Raw genomic sequence first — 19,711 nt, 5'->3', positions numbered from 1 at the left:
TCGCATGTTTTCGTTGCAAATACCGGCACGTTGACAAACGGCCGGCGTGGTATCAGTGTCGAGGGTATTAACGTTGCAGCAATTTCTTGATGGCCGCCACCGAGGTATCGACCTGCAGCTTGACGCCGATCTCGCCCAGCTCGGCCGTGGCGCGCGTCGCATCGCCGCGCACGCCATCGGCCACGCCAGGCTTGGGCCCGTGCGCCATGGCGTCGCTGCGCACCAGCGACGGGTCGGTCGCCAGCATCAGCGCAGCGTCTGCCAGGCCTGCGTGCAGGCCGATCTCGGCCGTGCTATAGCCGCGCTTCTGCAATTCGGCAATATACGCCGTTTGCGTAATGTCATAGTAATCGAGCAAGGCGTGCGCGCGCGCATCCGCCGCCGCTGGCTTGCTTACGCTGGACTTGCTCCAGGCATGATTGAGCTTGTTGGCCACGTTTTGTTCATTCTTTTGGTAGCCGCCATGGTCGCCCACGAAAACGATGTCGCGGAAACCATGCTGGCGCAGGCTGGACGCCGTGCCTTCCAGGATCGCTTCGAAAGCGGCGGGCGGGATCGAAATCGTGCCCGCATGGCGCATATGGCCGGCCGGTGGATTAATACTGCCTTCCGGCACGTAGGAAACGACGGGGGCGACAATGGTATTGCCCAGCTTTTGCGCGATCTGGCGCGCCAGGATGCCGGCGCGCACATTGTGCTTGCCCAGCGCAATATACGGGCCGCTTTGCTCCACCCCGCCGATCGGCACGATCACCGTGGTGGCGCCGTGGTCGATACGGCTGCGCAATTCGGTGCTGGTCAAGTCTTCCAGCATCACGCTATTGCCGGCAGAGGCCGCCATCACGGGCGCGCTGGCGATCAGGCAAGACAAGCCCAGGGCCAGCATGGCGCCCACGGCTTTGAACGGCATACGGGGCGCGGATGGCGCAAGGGTAGCGGGGGGCGCGATGCGCAGAGGCAACTGCTGTGTCATAGGCAAACATCTTTCCGTGATCATCAAGGGTGACGCCGTGCCTGGACTAACCAGGCAAGCTGGCTGCCACGCGGGAATTGTATTCCATCGAGACAGGATCGGCACGTTAATTTGTCGCGCTACTTGATTACGGGAAATTGTTTTGCAAGGACGATAAAACAAGGGGCCGGCATGCTGTGGCATCCGGCCCCTGGCTTCACGCTGTCAAGTCATCAACCGAGCATGCGGCGGGCAGGCGCCGGCAGGCGGCGCGAGGAAGCCGAGGCTGCAGGCAAGCCGCCAGCCGCTTTCAGGTTCGCCTGTTTCGCTTCGCCACGCAGGCGGAACACGGCCACCACATCGACCAGCTCCACTGCGCGGTCTTGCAGCGAGGCAGCGGCGGCGGCCGCCTCTTCCACCAGCGCCGCGTTTTGCTGCGTGACCTGGTCCATCTGCGAAATCGCCTGGTTGACTTGCTCGATGCCGGCGCTTTGCTCGTGGCTGGCGTTGGCGATGTCACCCATGATGTCGGTCACGCGCTTGATGCTGGCGACGATTTCTTCCATCGTCGCGCCCGCTTCATCGACCAGCACCGTACCGGCATTGACCTTGTCGACCGAATCGCCGATCAAGTCCTTGATTTCCTTGGCCGCTGCGGCAGAGCGTTGCGCCAGGTTGCGCACCTCGGTTGCCACCACGGCAAAACCACGGCCCTGCTCACCGGCACGGGCTGCTTCCACGGCCGCGTTCAGCGCCAGGATATTGGTCTGGAAGGCGATGCCGTCGATCACGCCGATGATGTCGGCAATCTTCTTGGCCGATTCATTGATCGAGCCCATGGTGCCCACCACTTGCGCCACCACCGCGCCGCCCTTGCGGGCCACGTCCGAGGCGGACACGGCCAGGGTATTGGCCTGGCGCGCATTGTCCGTATTCTGGCGCACGGCCGAGGTCAGCTCTTCCAGGCTGGAGGCGGTTTCTTCCAGCGACGAAGCCTGCTGTTCGGTACGCACGGACAGGTCCGCATTGCCGGCCGAAATCTGTGCGGCCGCCACGCTGACCGTATCGGCCGAAGCGCGCACGGTGGCGATCACTTCCACGATGCGGTCGAGGAATTTATTGAAGGCGGTCGCCGTGCGGCCCACTTCATCCATATTGGCGACCGGCATGGCCGCCGACAGGTCCAGCGAGACGCTGACTTTTTCCAGCGTATGCTGGATATTGCCCAGGCCGCCGCTGATGGTGCGGTAGATATGCAGCGCCAGCGCGCCCGTCAGCAGCACCGCCACGCCCAGCACGGCCAGCATGGTGTTGAAGGCCGTATCATAGGCGGCCAGGCTTTCTGCCTTCACGTCATCGACCAGCTTGTTGTTATAGGCCAGGTGGTCGTCCATGCTTTTCTTGGCGGCGGCGGCCGTGATGGCCAGCGGCGTGCCAGCGAGCAAGGTGGCGCGCACGCCATCCATGTCGCCCGCATAGGCGGCGGCAAAGAACGGTTTCAGTGCCTGGCGATACGCTTCCATGGCGGCCTGGTCGGCGTCGAGCATCTTGCGGTCGGTTTCGTCATAGATGCGCTCGGCGCGGTACTTGGCGATGATGTCGTCGAAATCCTTGTTGGCGGCAGCCAGCGCGTTATCGAGCGCCGTCTTGTCGGCCAGGTTGGAAAACACGGACAAACGGTAGCCGGCCAGGCGCGAATCGGCCAGCGAAGCCTTGGCGGCATGCAGCCCCTGGATACTCGGGATGATGCGGTTCTGCACGGTGTCAAAGCGCTCTTGCGAGCGCTGCAGCTGCCATGCGCCGCCGGCGCCCAGCAATAGCAAGGCCAGCAAGGCGATGGTCAGGGTCAGTATAAGTTGCTTGGTGATATTCATTGATGTACTCAGCAAATGGAAAAAGCAGCCCGCAGCGTCATGCCGGGCTGCAGGGCCTGGCAAGGCCAGGTACTACATACGGTAGGCTGTCAGGCAGCCAGGGGAGCGGCGTCCTCGGCTTTCGGGCGGCGCAGCAAGTCGCCATGTTCGCGGGCAAAGGTGATACCCGCCTTGTAGCCCACGTCGAACAGCAGTTGCATGTTCGAACTGGACCAGTCGAGCGTATCGGGCCAATGCTCTTCCGGAATCCCGCCCATCAGGTCGAGCTTCAGCAGGCGGCGCTTGGGCTGGCCCGTCGCCGCATCCGTGTTGTGCTCGAGTTCGAACAGGCGCATCTCGCTCTTGGAAATTTTCACCAGCGGCGTGATGATGGAGCGCACCCAGGCGTCATACAGGTTGCGCGGCTTGCGCAGCAGGCGCTCGTCGCCCAGGATATCGAGGATGACCAGGGTATCGGCGTCGTGATGCTCGCCCTTGCCTTCGATAAAGGGATCGAAATTGAGCGTATCGAGCGCCGCGCCCTCGATGTAATCGCTGCCATTGATGGTGGTCGGCGCGTACAGGAAGGGGAACGACAGGGCCGCGCGCACGTGCTCGGGGCCGATTTCATGCTTGCCCCAGTTTTGCATGCGATGCTCGCTGAGGTTGTAGGCATTGATGTAGAACTGGGGACGCATGCGCGCCACGCCGGAAAAATCCACGGCTTTTTCCAGGAACGGCAAATGCGCGCACAGGCCCAGGCTTTTCATCGACAGGTCCGACGGCGACAGCGAGGACATCATCAATTTTCCCCAGTCCGACCAGACGCCAGGCGCGCTCGCAAACGTTTGCTGTATCGCCTGAAAAAAAGGATTGTTGGCCGGTGGCTGGAAGGCGTCGCGGAACGTGCTCGCCTGCATGCCCGGTTTCTGGAAAATCTTGTAATTGATCGGAATCATCTTGTAGATGCTGTCGGCCACCCCCGTATCGGCCCAGCTTTGCAGCGCCTGGCGCGGCGTGGCGGCGTGCGGCGTGGTGTAAAGCAAACCCATCAATACACCGGCGCCGGACGCCGAAATGACATCAAAATCGATGTCCTCGTCGACAAAAGCGGCCAATGCACCGGCAATCAAGGTCGAATTTGGTGCACCGCCACCTAATAGCAAACCTGTCTTGCGTGCTACTTCCTGGCGTGGCGCCTTGGGCGGCGTCATCGTTACTGTTTTCATGCATTCTCCCTGAGCAGTGGCCCCTGGCTGGCACCCGTGATCGACGGTTACCATACTGGTTACTGCTGCTGTATTTTCACTTTTATACGACCTTGCGGCGGCGACGCGCGCCAGTGTTCCCACAAGAATAATGTTGCCGAAACAGATATGAAATTAACATAAATAAATTCCATATGGCAATTTAATTAATGTATAAGTGATATTCAGGAAGGCCATAAGTCGACGCTGCGCGGCTTGGCGTGGTGCGACGCAGCAAAACTAAATCGGGTAGCAGTAGGAAAATTCCTCATCATGTAGGAAATTTCCCCGGTGTTATGTCGAGGCCGAGGCAGCGCCAGAGGGAAAACCGGGCGTCATCGGGCTGCGCGGCGGGCCGGAAAAGTGCAGGTGCAGCGACAGGAAGTCAACAAACACGCGTAACTTGGGTGAGAGATGGCGGCTCGATGGCCACAGTATCCAGAACTTGCTGGCATGCCGCAGATACTCTTTCAACACGGCTTGCAACTGACCGCGGGCGATCGCCTCTTTCACCAGAAAATCAGGCAGGTAAGCCAGGCCCACACCCTGCATGGCGGCGCCGATCAGGGCCTCGATATTATTGCAGGTCAGCACCGTGCGCAAGCGCAGGTCGCCCTCCTGTCCCGGCGTACGGAACAACTGCCACTCCTGCAATTTACCCGTGCTGGGAAATTTATAGCGCACGCAGCCGTGCTGTTCCAGGTCACGCGGCACGGCCGGCACGCCGTGGCGCGCAAAATACGCGGGCGCGCTGACGATGGAAAAGGCAAACGGCCCCAGTTCACGCGCCATCAGGCGTGAATCGCTGAGCACGCCGCTGCGCACGGCCACGTCGATGCCTTCCGCCACCACGTCGACCAGGCGGTCATTGAAATCGAGGTCCAGCTCGATTTCCGGGTAGCGCTGCGTAAATTCGGCCAGCAGTGGCAAGATGAAACGGTAGCCGATCACGGGCAGGCTGACGCGCAGCTTGCCGCGCGGCGCCTCGGCCAGGTGCGACAGTTCCGCCTCGGCATCGCCCAGGTCGGCCAGGATGCGCTGGCAGCGCTCGAAGAAAAGCGCCCCTTCATTGCTGAGGCTAATGCGGCGCGTGCTGCGGTTCAGCAGGCGCACGCCCAACTTTTCTTCCAGCCGCGCCACGCTCTTGCCCACGGCGGAGGCCGACACGCCGAGCAGCCGGCCAGCGGCCACAAAACTGCAGGTTTCCGCCGCGCGCACAAAGGCGGCTATGCCGTTCAGATTATCCATTTATCCACCATTCGAGATTATTTGTCCGTTATGACTGGATTTTCAGCCACTTTTTCCCCGATTAGAGCCAGATTATCATAGTTATTCCCTCTTACTGGAATTGTTCCCATGAACCTGAACCTCGCCAAAACCTCCGCTGCGCGGCGCACCCTGGTGCTGGCCGCCGTCTGCCTGGCGGCGCTGTGCATGCCGCTCAGTTTTACCGGACCGGCCATCGCCATCCCCGCCATCGCGGCCGAACTGCAGGGCAGCCCCCTGGCGCTGGCCTGGATCTCGAATGCCTTCATGCTCAGCTTTGGCGGCTGCCTGATGGTGGCCGGCACCCTGGCTGACCGCTATGGCCGCAAACGCGTCTTTATATCAGGCATGAGTTTGTTCGGCGCGACCACGCTGGCGCTGGCGGCAGCACCCGGCATCGCCCTGCTGGACATCTTGCGCGCCGTGCAGGGCCTGGCTTGCGCCATGGCCTTGTCCAGCGGCCTGGCGGCGCTGGCGCAGGAATTCGACGGAAGCAGCCGCGCCCGGGCCTTCAGCCTGATCGGCACCTCATTCGGCGCCGGCCTGGCCTTCGGTCCCTTCCTGGCCGGCAGCGTGATCGACCATGGCGGCTGGCGCAGCCTGTTCGTCATCACGGCCGCCGCCGGCCTGGTCGCCCTGCTGATTGCCACGCGCAGCATGGTTGAATCGCGCGACCCGCAGGCGGGCAAGGTGGACTGGCCCGGCGCGGTGAGCTTCACCAGCGCCTTGTCGCTGTTTACCTATGCCTTGCTGCAAGCGCCGCACAGCGGCTGGAGCAGCCCTGCCAGCCTGGGCCTGCTCGCTGGCGCCGCTTTCTTGTTGGTCGCCTTTGTCGCCATCGAACGCCGCAGCGCGCGGCCCATGCTGGACCTGTCCTTATTCCGCCTGCCCGCCTTCGCCGGCGTGCAACTGCTGGCCGCCGCACCCGCGTTTTCCTTCGTGGTGCTGCTGGTGCTGCTGCCGGCGCGCCTGATCGGCATCGAAGGCTACAGCTCGTTCCAGGCAGGCGGCATGATGGTGGCGCTGTCGGCCCCCATGCTGGTGCTGCCCATGCTGGCCAGCCTGGCTACCCGGCGTTTCGCCGCCGCGCACATTTGCTGTTGCGGCTTGCTGCTGACGGCCGCCGGCCTGCTGTGGCTGTCGCAATGCGCGCCGGGCCTGCCGGCCACCAGCCTGCTGCCGCCCTTGCTGCTGATCGGCTGCGGCATCAGCCTGCCGTGGGGCTTGATGGATGGCCTGGCCGTCAGCGTGGTGCCGACCGAGCGCGCAGGCATGGCGGCCGGCATCTTCAATACGACGCGAGTGGCGGGCGAAGGTATCGCGCTGGCCATCGTCAGCGCCCTGCTGGCCGCGCTGGTGCTGGCCGCCCTGCTCGCCGTGCCAGGCATCGATGCCCGCCAAGCCGTGCAGGCCGCGCCTTTCCTGGCGATCGGCGAACTGCAGCACGCCGGCGCACTGCTGCCGCAACTCGATACGGCGGCACTGGCGCAAGCCTACGGCGTGGCGTTCCGCCACCTTTTATATGTGCTGGCCGCCATTACCATGACCTCGAGCTTGCTGCTGCTGGCGTTCCTGCGCCATCCGGCCCCTGCGCTTATACCGGCTGAGAACTACGATATGACTTAAAATTCTATCAAGCATGGTAACTTGGTAACGACCTCATGGCACAATGGCTGCGCACCTCACCCGGAACACCACCGCAGACCATAGCAAACGGAGACACCATGAGAATTGAAACCCTGGCCGTGCATGCCGGCTACAGCCCCGATCCGACCACCAAGGCGGCCGCCGTCCCGATCTACCAGACGGTGGCCTACGCCTTCGACAACGCCCAGCATGGCGCCGACCTGTTCGACCTGAAGGTGGCCGGCAATATCTATACGCGCATCATGAATCCCACCCAGGACGTGCTGGAAAAGCGCGTGGCGGCGCTCGAAGGCGGCGTGGCCGCGCTGGCCGTCGCCTCGGGCATGGCGGCCATCACCTACGCGATCCAGACCATCGCCGAAGCGGGCGACAATTTCATCTCTGCCAGCCAGCTGTATGGCGGCACGTATAACCTGTTTGCGCACACCCTGCCGCAGATCGGCATCGAAGTGCGCTTCGCCGATGCGCGCCAGCCCGAGACCTTTGCCGCCCTGATCGATGCGCGCACCAAGGCCATCTTTTGCGAATCGATCGGCAACCCGCTGGGCAATGTGACGGACGTGGCCAAGCTGGCCGAGATCGCGCACGCGCACGGCATTCCGCTGATCGTCGACAACACGGTGCCCAGTCCGTATCTGTTCCGTCCGATCGAGCATGGCGCCGATATCGTGGTGCACTCGCTGACCAAATACCTGGGCGGCCACGGCACCACCGTGGGCGGCGCCATCGTCGACAGCGGCAACTTCCCTTGGGCCGAGCACAAGCAGCGCTTCAAGCGCCTGAACGAGCCGGATGTGTCGTACCACGGCGTGGTCTACACGGAAGCGTTTGGCCCGGCCGCCTTCATCGGCCGCGCGCGCGTGGTACCGCTGCGCAATATGGGCGCGGCCATTTCGCCGCTGTCGGCCTTCCAGCTGCTGCAGGGCATAGAGACGCTGGCCCTGCGCATGGACCGCATCTGCGACAATACCCTGGCGCTGGCCAAATACCTGAAACAGCACCCGAAAGTCGCCTGGGTCAACTACGCGGGCCTGGAAGACCACCCGGACCACGCGCTGGTGAAGAAATACCTGAACGGCCGCGCCTCGGGCATTCTCTCCTTCGGCCTGAAGCTGAAGGATGGAACGAACGACCCAGACCCGCGCGCCGCGGGCGCCCGCGTGCTCGACGCGCTGCAGCTGTTCACGCGCCTGGTCAATATCGGCGACGCCAAATCGCTGGCCACCCACCCGGCCTCCACCACGCACCGCCAGCTCAATGCGGAAGAACTGGCCAAGGCCGGCGTCTCCGAAGACATGCTGCGCCTGTCCGTCGGCATCGAGCATATCGATGATTTGCGCGCAGACCTGGAACAGGCTTTGAACGCTGCCTGATTTGCCGCTTAAGCGCTCGACTTGACGTGGTAGCGCGAGGCAGGCTTGCCGCTACGGCCGCCGGCAAACAGGGCCAGGCGGGCTGTATCGAACTGTTCCCACAAGGCCTTGTCTTCCACCGAAGGCAAGGTCACCAGTTCGCCCTGGTCCAGTCCCGCCAGCGCCGCATCGACGCAGTCTTCCGCACTCATCACGGTGGCCTGGTCCAGCTGCGCCAGCGGCACGCCGCTCAAGTCCCAGATTTCGGTTGCCGTCGAGGCAGGCAGCACCAGTTGCACGACGATGCCCGTGCCCGCCAATTCCTGCTGCAAGCCGCGCGTGAAATTCATCACATACCCTTTGGTGCCGCTATAAACCGTGCTGATCGGCAAGATGTGGAAGGACAGCACGGAGCCGATATTGATGATGGTGCCGTGATTGCGCTGCTTGAATTGCGGCAGCACGGCGTGCGTCAGCTCCGTCAGCGCCGTGACATTGACCTTGTCCATGGCGTCAACCTTGTCCTTGGCCGTATCGAGCACCGGCGCCAGGGTCGATGCGCCCGCGTTATTGACCAGCATGGTGATCGAAGGATTGGTTGCCAGCTCCTTGGCCACGCGCGACACATCCTCAGGCACGGACAGGTCGGCGGCAATCGCGCGCACGGCCACGCCATATTTTTCCGCCAGCGACTTGGCCAGCACGCCCAGGCGTTCCACGCGGCGCGCCACCAGGATCAAGTCATGGCCACGGCGGGCCAGGCGGTCCGCATAGACGGCGCCCAGGCCTGACGAAGCGCCCGTGACAACGGCGGCACCCAGTGTATTGGCTGCTGCAGTAACTGAACTCATGATGCTTCCTTTCAAAATTTTCAAAAAGTTAAGCATGATAACCATCATGCTTTGATGCGATAAACATGACAATCATCATGCTTAATGTCGCAAGCATGACGCACATAATGTATGATGTCAACAGAAATCATGTCATTACCGGGAGGACGATATGCGATACCCAGCAGCCGAGACGGCCGAAAAACACCAGCGCATCCTGACGCAGGCGGCGCGCCTGTTCCGCGAAAAAGGCTTTGACGGCGTCAGCGTCGGCGAAATCATGAAGGCGACGGGACTGACCCACGGCCCTTTCTACAACCACTTCGCCTCGAAAGAAGCACTGATGGCGGAAAGCACCCTGCACGGCTCTGCCCATTCGCGCGAAGGACTGGCAGCGGCCACGGCCAGCCCGGAAGCCATGCGCGACTACGTGCGCCAGTATGTGAGCACGGAGCACCGCGATGGCCCCGGCGACGGCTGCGTGCTGGCCGCCCTGGCTGGCGAAGCGCGCAAGCAGCCTACCGTGCGCCCCGCGTTCACCTTTCACCTGAAGAACGTGATCGGCAAGTTCACGACGCATTTCCCGTGGCCGAAAAAAAGCCATCCCCGGCAAGACGCCATCGTCATGATGTCGGCCATGGTGGGCGCCGTGGCGCTGGCGCGGGCAGTCGATGACGCAGCGTTTTCGGAAGAGATACTGGCAGCCGTGAGAAACGCGTTTACAGAGTAGCCGCCAGCAACCGGGCCACCTGCCCCACCCTGTCCGCCACCGTACCACTGACTTCAACATAGGCGATGCCGCGCCGCTCCAGTTCGGCCCGGTACCAGGCGTGCTGACGCAGGCGAAAGCCGTCGTCGCGGCGCGTGCCATCCTGGATAAACGGGAAATCGGGCGCGCACAGCAGCACCAGGTCGTAGCGATGACCAGCCGCTTCGGCCAGTTCGGCCAGTTCCGCTTGCGCCTTGCCGAACATCTCGATGCAGTAAAAATAGGTGGTCAGCGGCGAGGTGTCGCAAAACAGCCAGCGCCGCGCCTCGCGGGCGGCCACCGCTTCGCGCCGCACCTGCTCGCGGCCGATCTTCAGCAAGTCATCGTAGCCCAGTTCTCCATCCTGGCTTTCCCACAGTTCGCGGCCATATTCGGCTACCCAGCGGGTATCAAAATGCTGTGCCAGGGCCGCAGCCAGGGTGGTCTTGCCACTCGATTCGCCGCCCAGCAGGCAGACTCTTTTTATAAAGCTGGCATAGACTGGCGGCGACAAGAATGCGCTATGCGCATGCGGGTCTTGCCGCACCTGCGTACCCGACACGAGCACCAGCGTCCTCGCCTGGTCGACGCTGACATGGGCCACCTCGCCAGGCGCATAATGCTCGCTCAGCACGCGGGCAAACCCGGGGCCATACTCTTCGCTGGTGAAGACGGCATCCACGGGTGTATCGAGCACCGTCCAGCACAGCCAGCCCATGAAGTGGCGGTGCACGTCGCCATCTTCATCATTGTGGGGCAGCTGGCGCGGCGCCACACCGCGCGCGGCACATAGCCGGGCCAGCCGTTCGTCATCGAGCACGACAACCGTCGCCTGCGGAAACTGCGCCCGCAGCCAGCCTTCCCTGCGCGCCGGCTCATAACCTGGAAATTCCGGCTTGGTGTAGCTGACGATCAGCAGCGCTGCGCAAGCGGCTTGCGCGCGTTCTATCAACAGTTCGTGTCCCCGGTGCAGCGGGCAGAATTTGCCGACCACCAGGCCGCGTGTGTACCTGTGCAAACCTGATGTACTCATGCGTAAGCGTCCTGCAAATCCGAGGTGTATTGAATGATCTTGTCTTCCGCCAGCAAGACTTCAATGGTGATGGCAGCAAAAAAAGGCGCCAGCAAGGCCCGTGCCTGGCCGGCTTGCGGCATGGCGCCCGGCGACAGACGCAGTGCGACGGCGCCATCGGCATATTGATGCACCCCAAACAGGGCGATGGCCAGCGGTTTCAAGGCGTGCGTGATATCGATATTGTTGATCCACGCGCCTGATTGCGTCCGATAGCGCAGGGGGCTGCGTCCGGCCAGGCCGACCAGCACGGGGCCATGCGGCCCATGGGCCAGCGAGGCGTAATCGCCGGTGCGGTAGCGCACCAGCGGCAGGCAAAAGTTAAAGCCGCCCGTGACCGTGATTTCGCCCCGTTCCCCATCGGGCACAGACCGGCCATCGGCATCGAGGATTTCCACGTATAGCCGGTGCTGCAGCAGCACATGGCCGCCCGCCCGCTCATCGAAGACGGCCACCGGCCCCACTTCATTGAGCGAATAGATATCGAGCACGGGGCAGCCGAACCGTTCTTCCAGCCGCGTCCGCATGCCGGGCAAGAGCATCATCGAGACGGACAGCAGCGCGGCTGGCTTATGCGTCATCGGCAAGGTCAATAGCTCGGCAAACGAAATCGGGTCGCCCGCCAGCAGCTCCGGCGCCATGGCGTCCAGATAGCGTGCGCGGTCGTCAGGATGGCGCCAGTCGTCCACATGCAGGTTGATCTTCGCCAGGCCGGACTCACCCATCGTGGGCGTGACGGAGACATAGGTAAAACAGCGGCGCTGGTGCCCCAGCAGCATCACGCCCACCTGCCCCGCGCCATGGCGCAGGGTCACGCCGAAGCGCTGCAAGGCCCGTTTGTGGTAAGCCAGGTAACGCCCCGCCACCAGCGGGTGCGAGGCGATCAGCAGCGGGTGGCCGGTGGTTCCCGTCGTCTGGAAATTGATCATGCGCGCCAGCTCGACATTGTCCGGCACGAAGGCGGCGATATCGTGCGCCAGCTCGGCGCGGCTGATCGGCGCCACATCCATCAGGCGCGCGGGTGGCGAGCCGCACGCCTGGTAGTACGGCACCGTGGCATAGGCCTGGGCGAGAAAAGCGGCCAGCCAGGCTGGCGGCGCATCCATGCTCCAGGCGATCGCCGCATCCAGCACCTCGCGTTCATATTCCCGCAACGCTTGCACTTCCTGGGCCAGCAGCTTGTTGCCGCTGCGGTTGCGGTACACGGGCGCCGATGGATGGCCGCGCAGCCGCGCCAGCATCTGCGCGCCCGCCTGCGTGAGGGTGGGGCAGTAATCGCGGTCGAATTCCCAAGCGCCGACCGGTAAATTCCATTCCCCGCTCATTCGCGCGACCATTTGTCGGCCGATTCCTCGGCCGCCTTCTTCGCCAGCGCCTCGCGTATCTCGCGTGCGCGCTGCTCGGCCAACCGGCTCGCTTCGAGCAGGCGGCGCCGCTCGCTGCCGCTGATGGCCGACAATCTATCCGTCGCCTGGGCCAGGCTTTCATCGCGCGGCCGAAAACCGAGGCGCGCCAGCACGATACGGGCCAGTTCTTCGCGCCGCTCCGGGTCTTGCGTGTACTGGTGGGCCGGCGTGGCCGCCGCCAGCTCGCGCACCGCCTCGCCCAGCACCTGCAGCAAGGCAGGCTGCGCCAGCCGTTGCGCGATAAACCAGTCATCGGCCAGCAGCCAGCACGCGATCATGGCCAGCGCCAGCCGGTTGCGGTCGACCTTCACTTGCGCGCCCACGAAGCCCTGCAAGGAGGCGGCAGGCGCGCGGGCGCCATGCAATAGCAGAATATCGTTGACCAGCGCGGCCACGGACACCGCCTGCGCGTTGGCCACGCCGGCGATGCGCGGCTCGGCCAGGAATTCGACAGGGGTGTCGGCCAGGCGGTGGGTGAGGGTTTCGAGGTGGGGACCTGTTTGCATCATGGTGGCGTTACCTCGACCCAATAGCCAATACTGGGGTCAGACCCGCCGGGTCTGACCCCGGATTTTTGCTGCGCATAGTCATCCTCTTTAACGCTACACATAATGCCTGCGACTAAACACCCTTGCAAATTCCAGCAAGTCCTCGAAGCGCTCGACGGCATGGATGTCCCAGCCCTGTTCGCGGCGCGCGCGTTTCAAGTCGCCGTAGATCTTTTGCATCCATTGATGCCCGCCAGCGCCATCCCAGTCGCGGGCCAGGTTCAGCGCCATGGTGCCGCCCGCCCCGCCCTGTTCCAGCGCTTTTGCTGCGATATCCCAGCCGCTGTTGCCCAGTTCATCGTCGTCGAACATGGTGGTGATGCCATCGTCGGAAATCATCAGGATATGCGCGGGACGTTCGCGACGGGCAGTATAGGTCTGGCGCAGGCAGTGGATGGGAAAGCAGGTAGCGCCGCCGAAAAAACCCGTCAGCACGCCCAGGATGGCGTCTTCATCGCGCACGAAACCGGGCGTCTGCAGCACTTCGCGCTTGCCGCTCCACAAGGTCACTTGTACTTTGGCGCCCGCGCGCAGCGCAGACAGGGCGATCACGGCGCCGGCCAGGGCCAGGAACGAGGTGTGCTGCTGCGGATTCGGCATGGAACCGGAACTGTCCACGTACATGTCCAGGTCGATGGGCACGGCGTCCATCGCGCGCGCCGGTTCGCGCCCGTAGATGCGGCGCACGGTCGTCACTCCAGGCACGGGACGGGGCGACACCATCAGCGACTGCAGCCAGTCGATTTCATCGATCGGGTCGCCGATATCCCACGCTTCCAGCCCCTCCATCTGCGGTTCCGGCGATTCCGGTGCGGGGCGCGTGGGGAAGGCCACCAGGTGCGGCAAGGCCCGTTCGCGGTAGTAGCGGATGGCGATCTCATGGTCGCTCAGGTGTATGCCCGACGCCTTCAGGATCTCGCCCAGCTCGAACGGTTCGCGCAACTGTCCACCTCCAGTGTTAGCTGGCACATCAGGGGCAGGCGCTTCATCATCGAGCCCGGAAATGCGCCGGTCGTGCACGGGGTGGATGGCGCCGCCCTCTTCATCATCCTCGATCTGCTGCGCGCCATAAGTCTGGCAGCCACGCGCCGCGTCGCGCGTATCGTGCAAATAGCGGCCGGGGTGCAGGGCATCCGTGTCGTCCACCAGGTAAGGCAGCAGCAAGGTGGCGAAGCGGCCCGCCGCCAGCATCCAGTCATACGCGTACACGCGTATCAGGCGCGCGCCCAGCCAGGCATCCGTTTCCAGGCGCTCGTCATCGCTGGCGCCACCGAGCTCACCTTTTTCCAGCTGCCACAGCTGTTCATAGATGCGCATGTACAGCGTCCATACGCTGCTGGTCTTTTCAGTTTCTTCCTCGTTTTGCTTCAGCTTGCGGTAGATATCGGCCATGCGCAGTTTCGCCTGGCGCTGCAGCCGGTCGTTGATGAACAGGTCCGTGTACAGGTTCGCCACCATGGGCGCATGGTGCTCCAGCGTCGGCAAGGCGCGGCGCATGCGGGCCAGCAGGCGGAACTGGTCGCTGGCGCTGCCGGGCGCCAGGATATGGTGACCGATTTCATGGGCGAGGATTTCCACGGCATAGTCGTCCAGCCCCAGCTTGCTCACCAGCGGCAAGTCCACCACCACGCTCTGGTCCAGCAAACGTATCATGGCAAAGCTGCCGGACAAGCCCTGCTTGCTGGCTTCGACATGGCTGGCGCATAAACTCGGGTCGCGCAAACGCGTAAATTTGCTCCACACGGCCAGCGCTTGCGGCCATGCGGCGCGCCAGCTGGCTATCAAGGTAGTGTCGGCCAGCGTCTTCATGCCAGCGGCAGCAGGCGGACCGCATGCGTGCAGGACGAAGTAATCGCCAAGGTGTGCTCATTGGCGGCCAGCGCGATCTCACCGGGCGGCAAGTCGAGCGCCATGCTGCGCGCACCGATCTGCACGGTAGCGCCATCGAGGCGCACCGACGCTGGCAGTTGCATGGACGCTTGTACATACTCGTCTGGCGTGGCGCCATGCAGTACGGCGCCGTGGGCATCGGCCACCAGCAGGTAATGGCGCTCGCCGCTGAACACGATAAAACCATCGTGCGTGGCGCGCAGCTGCGGCGGCGTGGCAAAGTCGCCGCCCAGGCCCGTAAAGGCGCCAAACTCCCTGCCCTGCCCATTGCCGCGCCACGGATTTTCCAATAATTGTGTCCGCAGCTGCGGCCAGTCTGCGCACGGTTCGCCAAAGGCAGCCAGGGCCAGATGCGGCGGCAAGCTATCGGCGGCCGCGATGGCGCCCAGGCGGAAATGCGCGATACCGGCGCGCCACGCCAATATTTGCCCCACGGCGCGCAGTTCGGCCACGCTGGCGAGCTGCGGCGCGATGGTCGCCATCTCGTCACGCCACTGCGCCGGCCGCGCACCGGCCACGCCACTCACGTGGATGGCAGCGTTACTGAGCATGCCCAGCACGGGCACCGGCGCGCTTGCCAGCAGCGGTGCAAAGCATGGCGCCAGTTCGCGCCAGACGGTGTTCAGGAAGGGATTTTTTGCGGCCGGCCCGGCCAGGCCATGCGCCACCAGTTCCAGCGCCATGTCATAGGCGGCCACAGTAAAGCTGCCGGCGCGCTCGGGCGCCGCCGCTGCCACGGCCACCGCCAGCGGATCGAGGCCATCGTGCAAGAAGGCGCTGAACTGGGCCATGTCGAGCGCAGGAAAACGCCGGCGCGCATCGAGCGCGCGCAAGTTGAACTGCGCGCGGCCACTGGCCAGGAGGGAAGTGAAGACGGCAGAAATCATCGTACTTATTGCGACCGCAACCAACTGCGGTAATTGGTATAGCGCTGGTGCAGATACTTCAGTTTCAGCAGGTCGTCGTACAGGGGACCATACAGCTTGCGGCCCCTGGTGCGCTCGCCAATCAGCTTTTCGATGCGGTTCAGGCGGGCCAGGGTTTCGCGCTCGCTGAGACCATCGAGGCCCTGGTCGAATTCGGCCGACAGTACGCCGACCGGGTCGTCGCGGTCCAGGTCCAGGCGGTTGAATTCATCGTTCGACAGGTCGAACAGGCGGCGCAGCCAGCCCAGCCTGTCGCTGCGGTAGGCGGCATTTTCAGGCAGCGCAAAGAATGGCGCATCGGGGTCTGGCTGCAGCTTGTTGTGCAAGACAAAAGGCAGCACCTGGCGCACATCTTCCAGCGCCACCTCGCCATTGCCCCGGAAGTAAGCCATGGCCTTGGCGTAGATCAGCAGCGCCATCAGGGTGCGCACGGAAATGCCGTTCAAGGTCTGGCAGCCCAGGTCCTTCAGGCGGTCGCGCCCATTGTCGGCCGCCTGCGCAGCGCCGCGGTCGGCACCGGACAGGCGGGCCGTATCCTTGGTCATGTATTCGAACTGGCCGCCGGCCGTCTCGAACAGTTCGAACTGGCTGGCGAAAAACTCCAGCCGGCGGCGCACGGCGTCGGGCACGGCCACCTGGCGGATCGCCTGGCCTATCTGGTCCACCTCGGCTTCCGTGAAGATGATTTCGGGCGGCACCAGCTCTTCGGGCCGCAGGTTTTCTTCCACCCGCAGCAGCAGCTCGTTCAAAAAGCGTGGATTGAAGGCCAGCGCCTGCACGGTGACGTCGACCCGGTCGCGCAGCGCTTCGATCACTTGATACGTGCCGCCGCCCTGGTCATCATTGGCCGTCAGATACCAGGCCGCTTCCGGGCATTCGTAAATGTGGTTCAGCACTTCCGCATAATTGTCGCCCATCACGGTCAGCAGCGCACTTTGCGTGCGCGTGGGGATGCGGTTGTATTCGTCGACGATCTTTACGCGCATGCCCAGCCAGGCGCGCCAGGCGATGCGGATATCGTCCATGCTTTGCGCGTTGACCAGGTCCGCCGGCAGCGGGTTGCCCAGCAAATCGGCCACCGTCATTTGCGGGTGGCCGTGCTGCATGGCGCGCTTGACTTCTTTCACGGACGACCCGGCCAGCACGCCCATCAGCAAGGCGCTGGCCGTCTTGCCGCGCCCCGGTCCGCCGACGAACAGGCATTTGCGGCGCGTGGCAAAGGTCAGCAGGGGCAGCAGGATAAAACTGGAATAACTTTGCGCCGATGGCAGGTTCAGGGTGCGCCGGCTGTCGCCCACGGAATACGTTTGCGACGGCCCGTCGTTGTACTCGATGTCGTAATGGGGGCTGATGATGGCGTGGTTGACGATCCAGAAATACGCCTGGCGCAGCTTTTCATCGAAGGGCCGCGCAGCGCCCTCGCCCTCGTCTCCCAGCCCGATCGGGCCTTGATACAGGTCTGCCACATCGAACTGCCGCGCAGCCGGCGCCGCCTTCGGTTTGGTGGGGGCTTGGGACAGGCGCTGGAACAGGTTGAAGGAAGGCATGGTTTGTTTGCTTAAATATGGGAGCGATCGCGGCTCAAGGCCGGGGTCAGACCCGACGGGTCTGACCCCACTCGAAATTATTGCATATCGTCTCTATGACGCCTTGTTCAAATCGACAACTGTCGTATCCACCTTCCGCCAGCGCCACCAGCCCAGCGCCACGCAAACGATCAGCAAGGCCAGCAAGCCGGCCACTTCATGGCGGATTTCGTATAAGGACGCGCCCAGCTGGTTCAGCGCAATAAAGCCCTGGATGCCGGCTGTGGAGGGCAGCAGCCAGCGCAGCCACTGCAGTACGACAGGCATCGACGAAACAGGCCAGGTCAGGCCCGCCAGGAACAAGACCGGCATCGAAGTGGCGATCATCAGCTGCGTGCCCCGCTCGCGCGTGCGGAACAACATGCCCAGCAGCATGCCAAACGCTGCCTCGGCCAGCGAGAATAGTAGTAACAGCAACAGCAAGCCGCCAAAATTGCCGCCACGCGGGTAATCCTGGAACCAGAACACAAAACCAAAGAAGTAACAACAGTTGAGGAAAGCTACCGAGGCAAACGCCAGCAGCATGCCAACATAACCGCCCGCCGTGCGCGGCCCGGCCAGGGGAAAACGCTTGCGCTGATACCAGGTGCCGAACAGCATGGTCATGCCAATCAGCAAGGTCTGCTGCACGATCAGGGTCGCCACGCCGGGCACGACATACGCGCCATAGCCTTCCGTCACATTGAACAGGGGCACGGCTTCAAAGGCAATCGGCGAGCGCTGCTGGCCCGCCTGGATGGTCGACGGCGTGGTGGCGCCCAGGCGTTTCAGCTCGATGCCGGCCGACACCGTGCCCACCACTTCCGCCAGGCCATTCAAGGCTGCCTTGTTCAGCATCAAATACAAGCCATTGCCGGCCACCTGGACATGCGCGGCGCGGCCGGCCAGCACATCGGCCTGCAAGCCTTCGGGAATGATCAGCACGCCCATCACCTGATTGCTCCACAACAAATCCTGCGCCACGGGCAGCGCGGGCGTGACGGCCACCACCTGCAGCGAAGGATGGGCCATGGCAAAGCGGGTCAGCTGGCGCGACATGGCGCTGCGGTCCTGGTCCACCACGGCCACGGGCACGTGCTGGACGATTTCCTTGCTGTAGGGCAGCGGATAAAAAAAGGAATACAGCACGCCGCCCACGAACAGCAGGGTCAGCGCGCCCTTGTCCGTCAGCATCGCGCGCCAGGTGGCCAGAAAAGCGGTCCACATCATGTACGCCCCCAGGCGGCGGGCGTATTGGCGCGACGGACCAGCAGCAACAGGCCCAGCGCGCCGCAGACGATGGCGAATGCAGCCAGTATCAGCATTTGCTGCCAGCCATAATGGATGGGCGCACCGGCCAGCCAGTAGCCGGTTTGCAACTGTAGATAATGCGTGAGCGGCAAGGCTTCGGCCCAGGCCCGCGCCAGCGGCGGCATGGCCATCAGGGGAAACGCCTGGCCGGCAAACGCAAACGCCGGTGCAGTAATGAACGCCGCGCCCGACAGCGACAGCCGCAAGGACAAGGTAGCGGCGATCAGCAGCAAGGCCAGGCCACAATACGCCAGCACCAGCAGGAGCATGCTCAACAGCAATCCCGCCAGGCTGCCCGCCACGGCCCAGTCGCGCACCAGGCTGAAAAACAGCAGATACAGCAGCGCCAGCGCGCAGTAGGCGATCAAGGGAAACACCAGCTTGGCGGCCACGGCGCGCAGCCAGCTGCCTTTGGCCGAGGCTAGCCACAAAGGTACCGTGCCGTCGCGCAATTCGCGGCCGATGGTGGTGACGACAGCGACCACGATAAAGATTTGCAGCATCGATGGCATCAGCGCCAAAGTCAGAAACGCTTCATAGCTGATGTTTTCGTTGTACAAGCTGTTTAATTGCGTGCGTATCGGTTCGAACTGGGCGGCAGCCTGGATGGTGGAAACACCCTGCTTGGCCCGCGCCGTCATCTCGATGCCTGCCGACAAGGTGGTCGTCACCGTGCGCACATCGCGCGACAAGGCGCCTGCATGCGAGGAAAACTGGGCGTTGTACAGCCATTGCACGGTGGCTTGCCGGCCACCCAGCAACTGTCTTTCAAAATCGTCGGGGATGACCAGGTAGCCAAACACTTTGCGTTCGCGCAATAGCTGCAGCGCCTGCTCGTTCGATGCAATATGCGCCTGCACCTGGATGCCGGGCGAGGCATCGAGCCAGCGTATCAGCTGGCGCGACAGGCTGGAACCGTCTTTGTCGATCACGGCGATCGGCAAGTCGCGCGCAATGCCGGCGGAAAAGATCAGCCACAGCATGCCGCACAGCAGCACGGGTATCCAGCTGAGCATACCCATATCCCAGAAGTCGGCCCGCAGCCGCGCCCACTCGCGGGCGACAGGTCCTGGCTGCTGTGACTTGTCTGTCATGAAA

At 63.5% G+C, this 19,711-nt stretch carries 16 protein-coding genes; 3 read left to right on the top strand and 13 right to left on the bottom strand.

Annotated elements, in window-relative coordinates; translation table 11 throughout:
- Positions 1–67: 67 nt before the first annotated feature.
- The 4 genes from ACL9RI_RS05820 to ACL9RI_RS05805 form a co-directional block, all read right to left on the bottom strand.
- Entirely contained in the window at positions 68–910 is an 843-nt protein-coding gene (locus ACL9RI_RS05820) for a creatininase family protein (RefSeq protein ID WP_422725626.1), read from the bottom strand.
- A gap of 275 nt (positions 911–1,185) precedes the next feature.
- Complete coding sequence (locus ACL9RI_RS05815; RefSeq protein ID WP_422725625.1) at positions 1,186–2,826, bottom strand: methyl-accepting chemotaxis protein; 1,641 nt, start codon at positions 2,824–2,826, stop codon at positions 1,186–1,188.
- Positions 2,827–2,915: 89 nt separating this feature from the next.
- Complete coding sequence (locus tag ACL9RI_RS05810; RefSeq protein ID WP_422725624.1) at positions 2,916–4,034, bottom strand: patatin-like phospholipase family protein; 1,119 nt, start codon at positions 4,032–4,034, stop codon at positions 2,916–2,918.
- 312 nt (positions 4,035–4,346) lie between these two features.
- Positions 4,347–5,300, bottom strand: coding sequence for a LysR family transcriptional regulator (locus ACL9RI_RS05805; protein WP_422725623.1), 954 nt, complete (start codon positions 5,298–5,300; stop codon positions 4,347–4,349).
- 108 nt (positions 5,301–5,408) lie between these two features.
- On the opposite strand from ACL9RI_RS05805, the gene ACL9RI_RS05800 reads away from it, so the two are divergent.
- Together ACL9RI_RS05800 and ACL9RI_RS05795 are read left to right on the top strand one after the other, a co-directional pair.
- Positions 5,409–6,944, top strand: coding sequence for an MFS transporter (locus ACL9RI_RS05800; RefSeq protein WP_422725622.1), 1,536 nt, complete (start codon positions 5,409–5,411; stop codon positions 6,942–6,944).
- A gap of 98 nt (positions 6,945–7,042) precedes the next feature.
- The gene (locus ACL9RI_RS05795) at positions 7,043–8,338 is read left to right on the top strand and encodes an O-acetylhomoserine aminocarboxypropyltransferase/cysteine synthase family protein (protein ID WP_422725621.1); all 1,296 of its coding nucleotides are present in this window, start codon (positions 7,043–7,045) and stop codon (positions 8,336–8,338) included.
- Positions 8,339–8,346: 8 nt separating this feature from the next.
- Here ACL9RI_RS05795 and ACL9RI_RS05790 read toward each other — a convergent pair whose 3' ends face one another.
- Entirely contained in the window at positions 8,347–9,168 is an 822-nt protein-coding gene (locus ACL9RI_RS05790; protein ID WP_422725620.1) for an SDR family NAD(P)-dependent oxidoreductase, read from the bottom strand.
- Between the two features lie 151 nt (positions 9,169–9,319).
- Between ACL9RI_RS05790 and ACL9RI_RS05785 the strand changes: the two genes are divergently transcribed.
- Entirely contained in the window at positions 9,320–9,877 is a 558-nt protein-coding gene (locus ACL9RI_RS05785) for a TetR/AcrR family transcriptional regulator (RefSeq protein ID WP_422725619.1), read from the top strand.
- Here the strand turns inward: ACL9RI_RS05785 and ACL9RI_RS05780 are convergent.
- The 8 genes from ACL9RI_RS05780 to ACL9RI_RS05745 all read right to left on the bottom strand — a co-directional run bounded on the left by ACL9RI_RS05780 (position 9,867) and on the right by ACL9RI_RS05745 (position 19,707).
- The gene (locus ACL9RI_RS05780; protein ID WP_422725618.1) at positions 9,867–10,928 is read right to left on the bottom strand and encodes an AAA family ATPase; all 1,062 of its coding nucleotides are present in this window, start codon (positions 10,926–10,928) and stop codon (positions 9,867–9,869) included. The genes ACL9RI_RS05785 and ACL9RI_RS05780 overlap by 11 nt on opposite strands.
- Entirely contained in the window at positions 10,925–12,304 is a 1,380-nt protein-coding gene (locus ACL9RI_RS05775; protein WP_422725617.1) for an AMP-binding protein, read from the bottom strand. Before ACL9RI_RS05775 ends, ACL9RI_RS05780 begins: the two co-directional genes overlap by 4 nt.
- Positions 12,289–12,882 carry a hypothetical protein gene (locus tag ACL9RI_RS05770; RefSeq protein ID WP_422725616.1) on the bottom strand — a complete coding sequence of 198 codons (594 nt, stop codon included), beginning with the start codon at positions 12,880–12,882 and terminating at the stop codon, positions 12,289–12,291. The genes ACL9RI_RS05775 and ACL9RI_RS05770 overlap by 16 nt, the downstream gene beginning before the upstream one ends.
- A 93-nt stretch (positions 12,883–12,975) precedes the next feature.
- Positions 12,976–14,730 (bottom strand): vWA domain-containing protein, encoded by a 1,755-nt coding sequence (locus tag ACL9RI_RS05765; protein ID WP_422725615.1) that lies wholly within the window; start codon positions 14,728–14,730, stop codon positions 12,976–12,978.
- On the bottom strand, positions 14,727–15,698 hold the full coding sequence (locus tag ACL9RI_RS05760; RefSeq protein ID WP_422725614.1) for a hypothetical protein: 972 nt from the start codon (positions 15,696–15,698) through the stop codon (positions 14,727–14,729). Before ACL9RI_RS05760 ends, ACL9RI_RS05765 begins: the two co-directional genes overlap by 4 nt.
- Positions 15,699–15,703: 5 nt before the next feature.
- Positions 15,704–17,284 carry an AAA family ATPase gene (locus ACL9RI_RS05755; RefSeq protein WP_422725613.1) on the bottom strand — a complete coding sequence of 527 codons (1,581 nt, stop codon included), beginning with the start codon at positions 17,282–17,284 and terminating at the stop codon, positions 15,704–15,706.
- A 93-nt stretch (positions 17,285–17,377) separates the two neighbouring features.
- Entirely contained in the window at positions 17,378–18,532 is a 1,155-nt protein-coding gene (locus ACL9RI_RS05750) for an ABC transporter permease (RefSeq protein ID WP_422725612.1), read from the bottom strand.
- A complete protein-coding gene (locus tag ACL9RI_RS05745) occupies positions 18,529–19,707 on the bottom strand; it encodes an ABC transporter permease (protein ID WP_422725611.1) in 1,179 nt (392 codons plus the stop codon). The genes ACL9RI_RS05750 and ACL9RI_RS05745 overlap by 4 nt, the downstream gene beginning before the upstream one ends.
- Positions 19,708–19,711 lie beyond the last annotated feature (4 nt).

Origin of the sequence: Janthinobacterium sp. Mn2066, assembly GCF_049319705.1 — a bacterium.
Lineage (GTDB): Bacteria > Pseudomonadota > Gammaproteobacteria > Burkholderiales > Burkholderiaceae_D > Janthinobacterium.
This window is presented reverse-complemented; position numbering and strand designations above follow the sequence as displayed.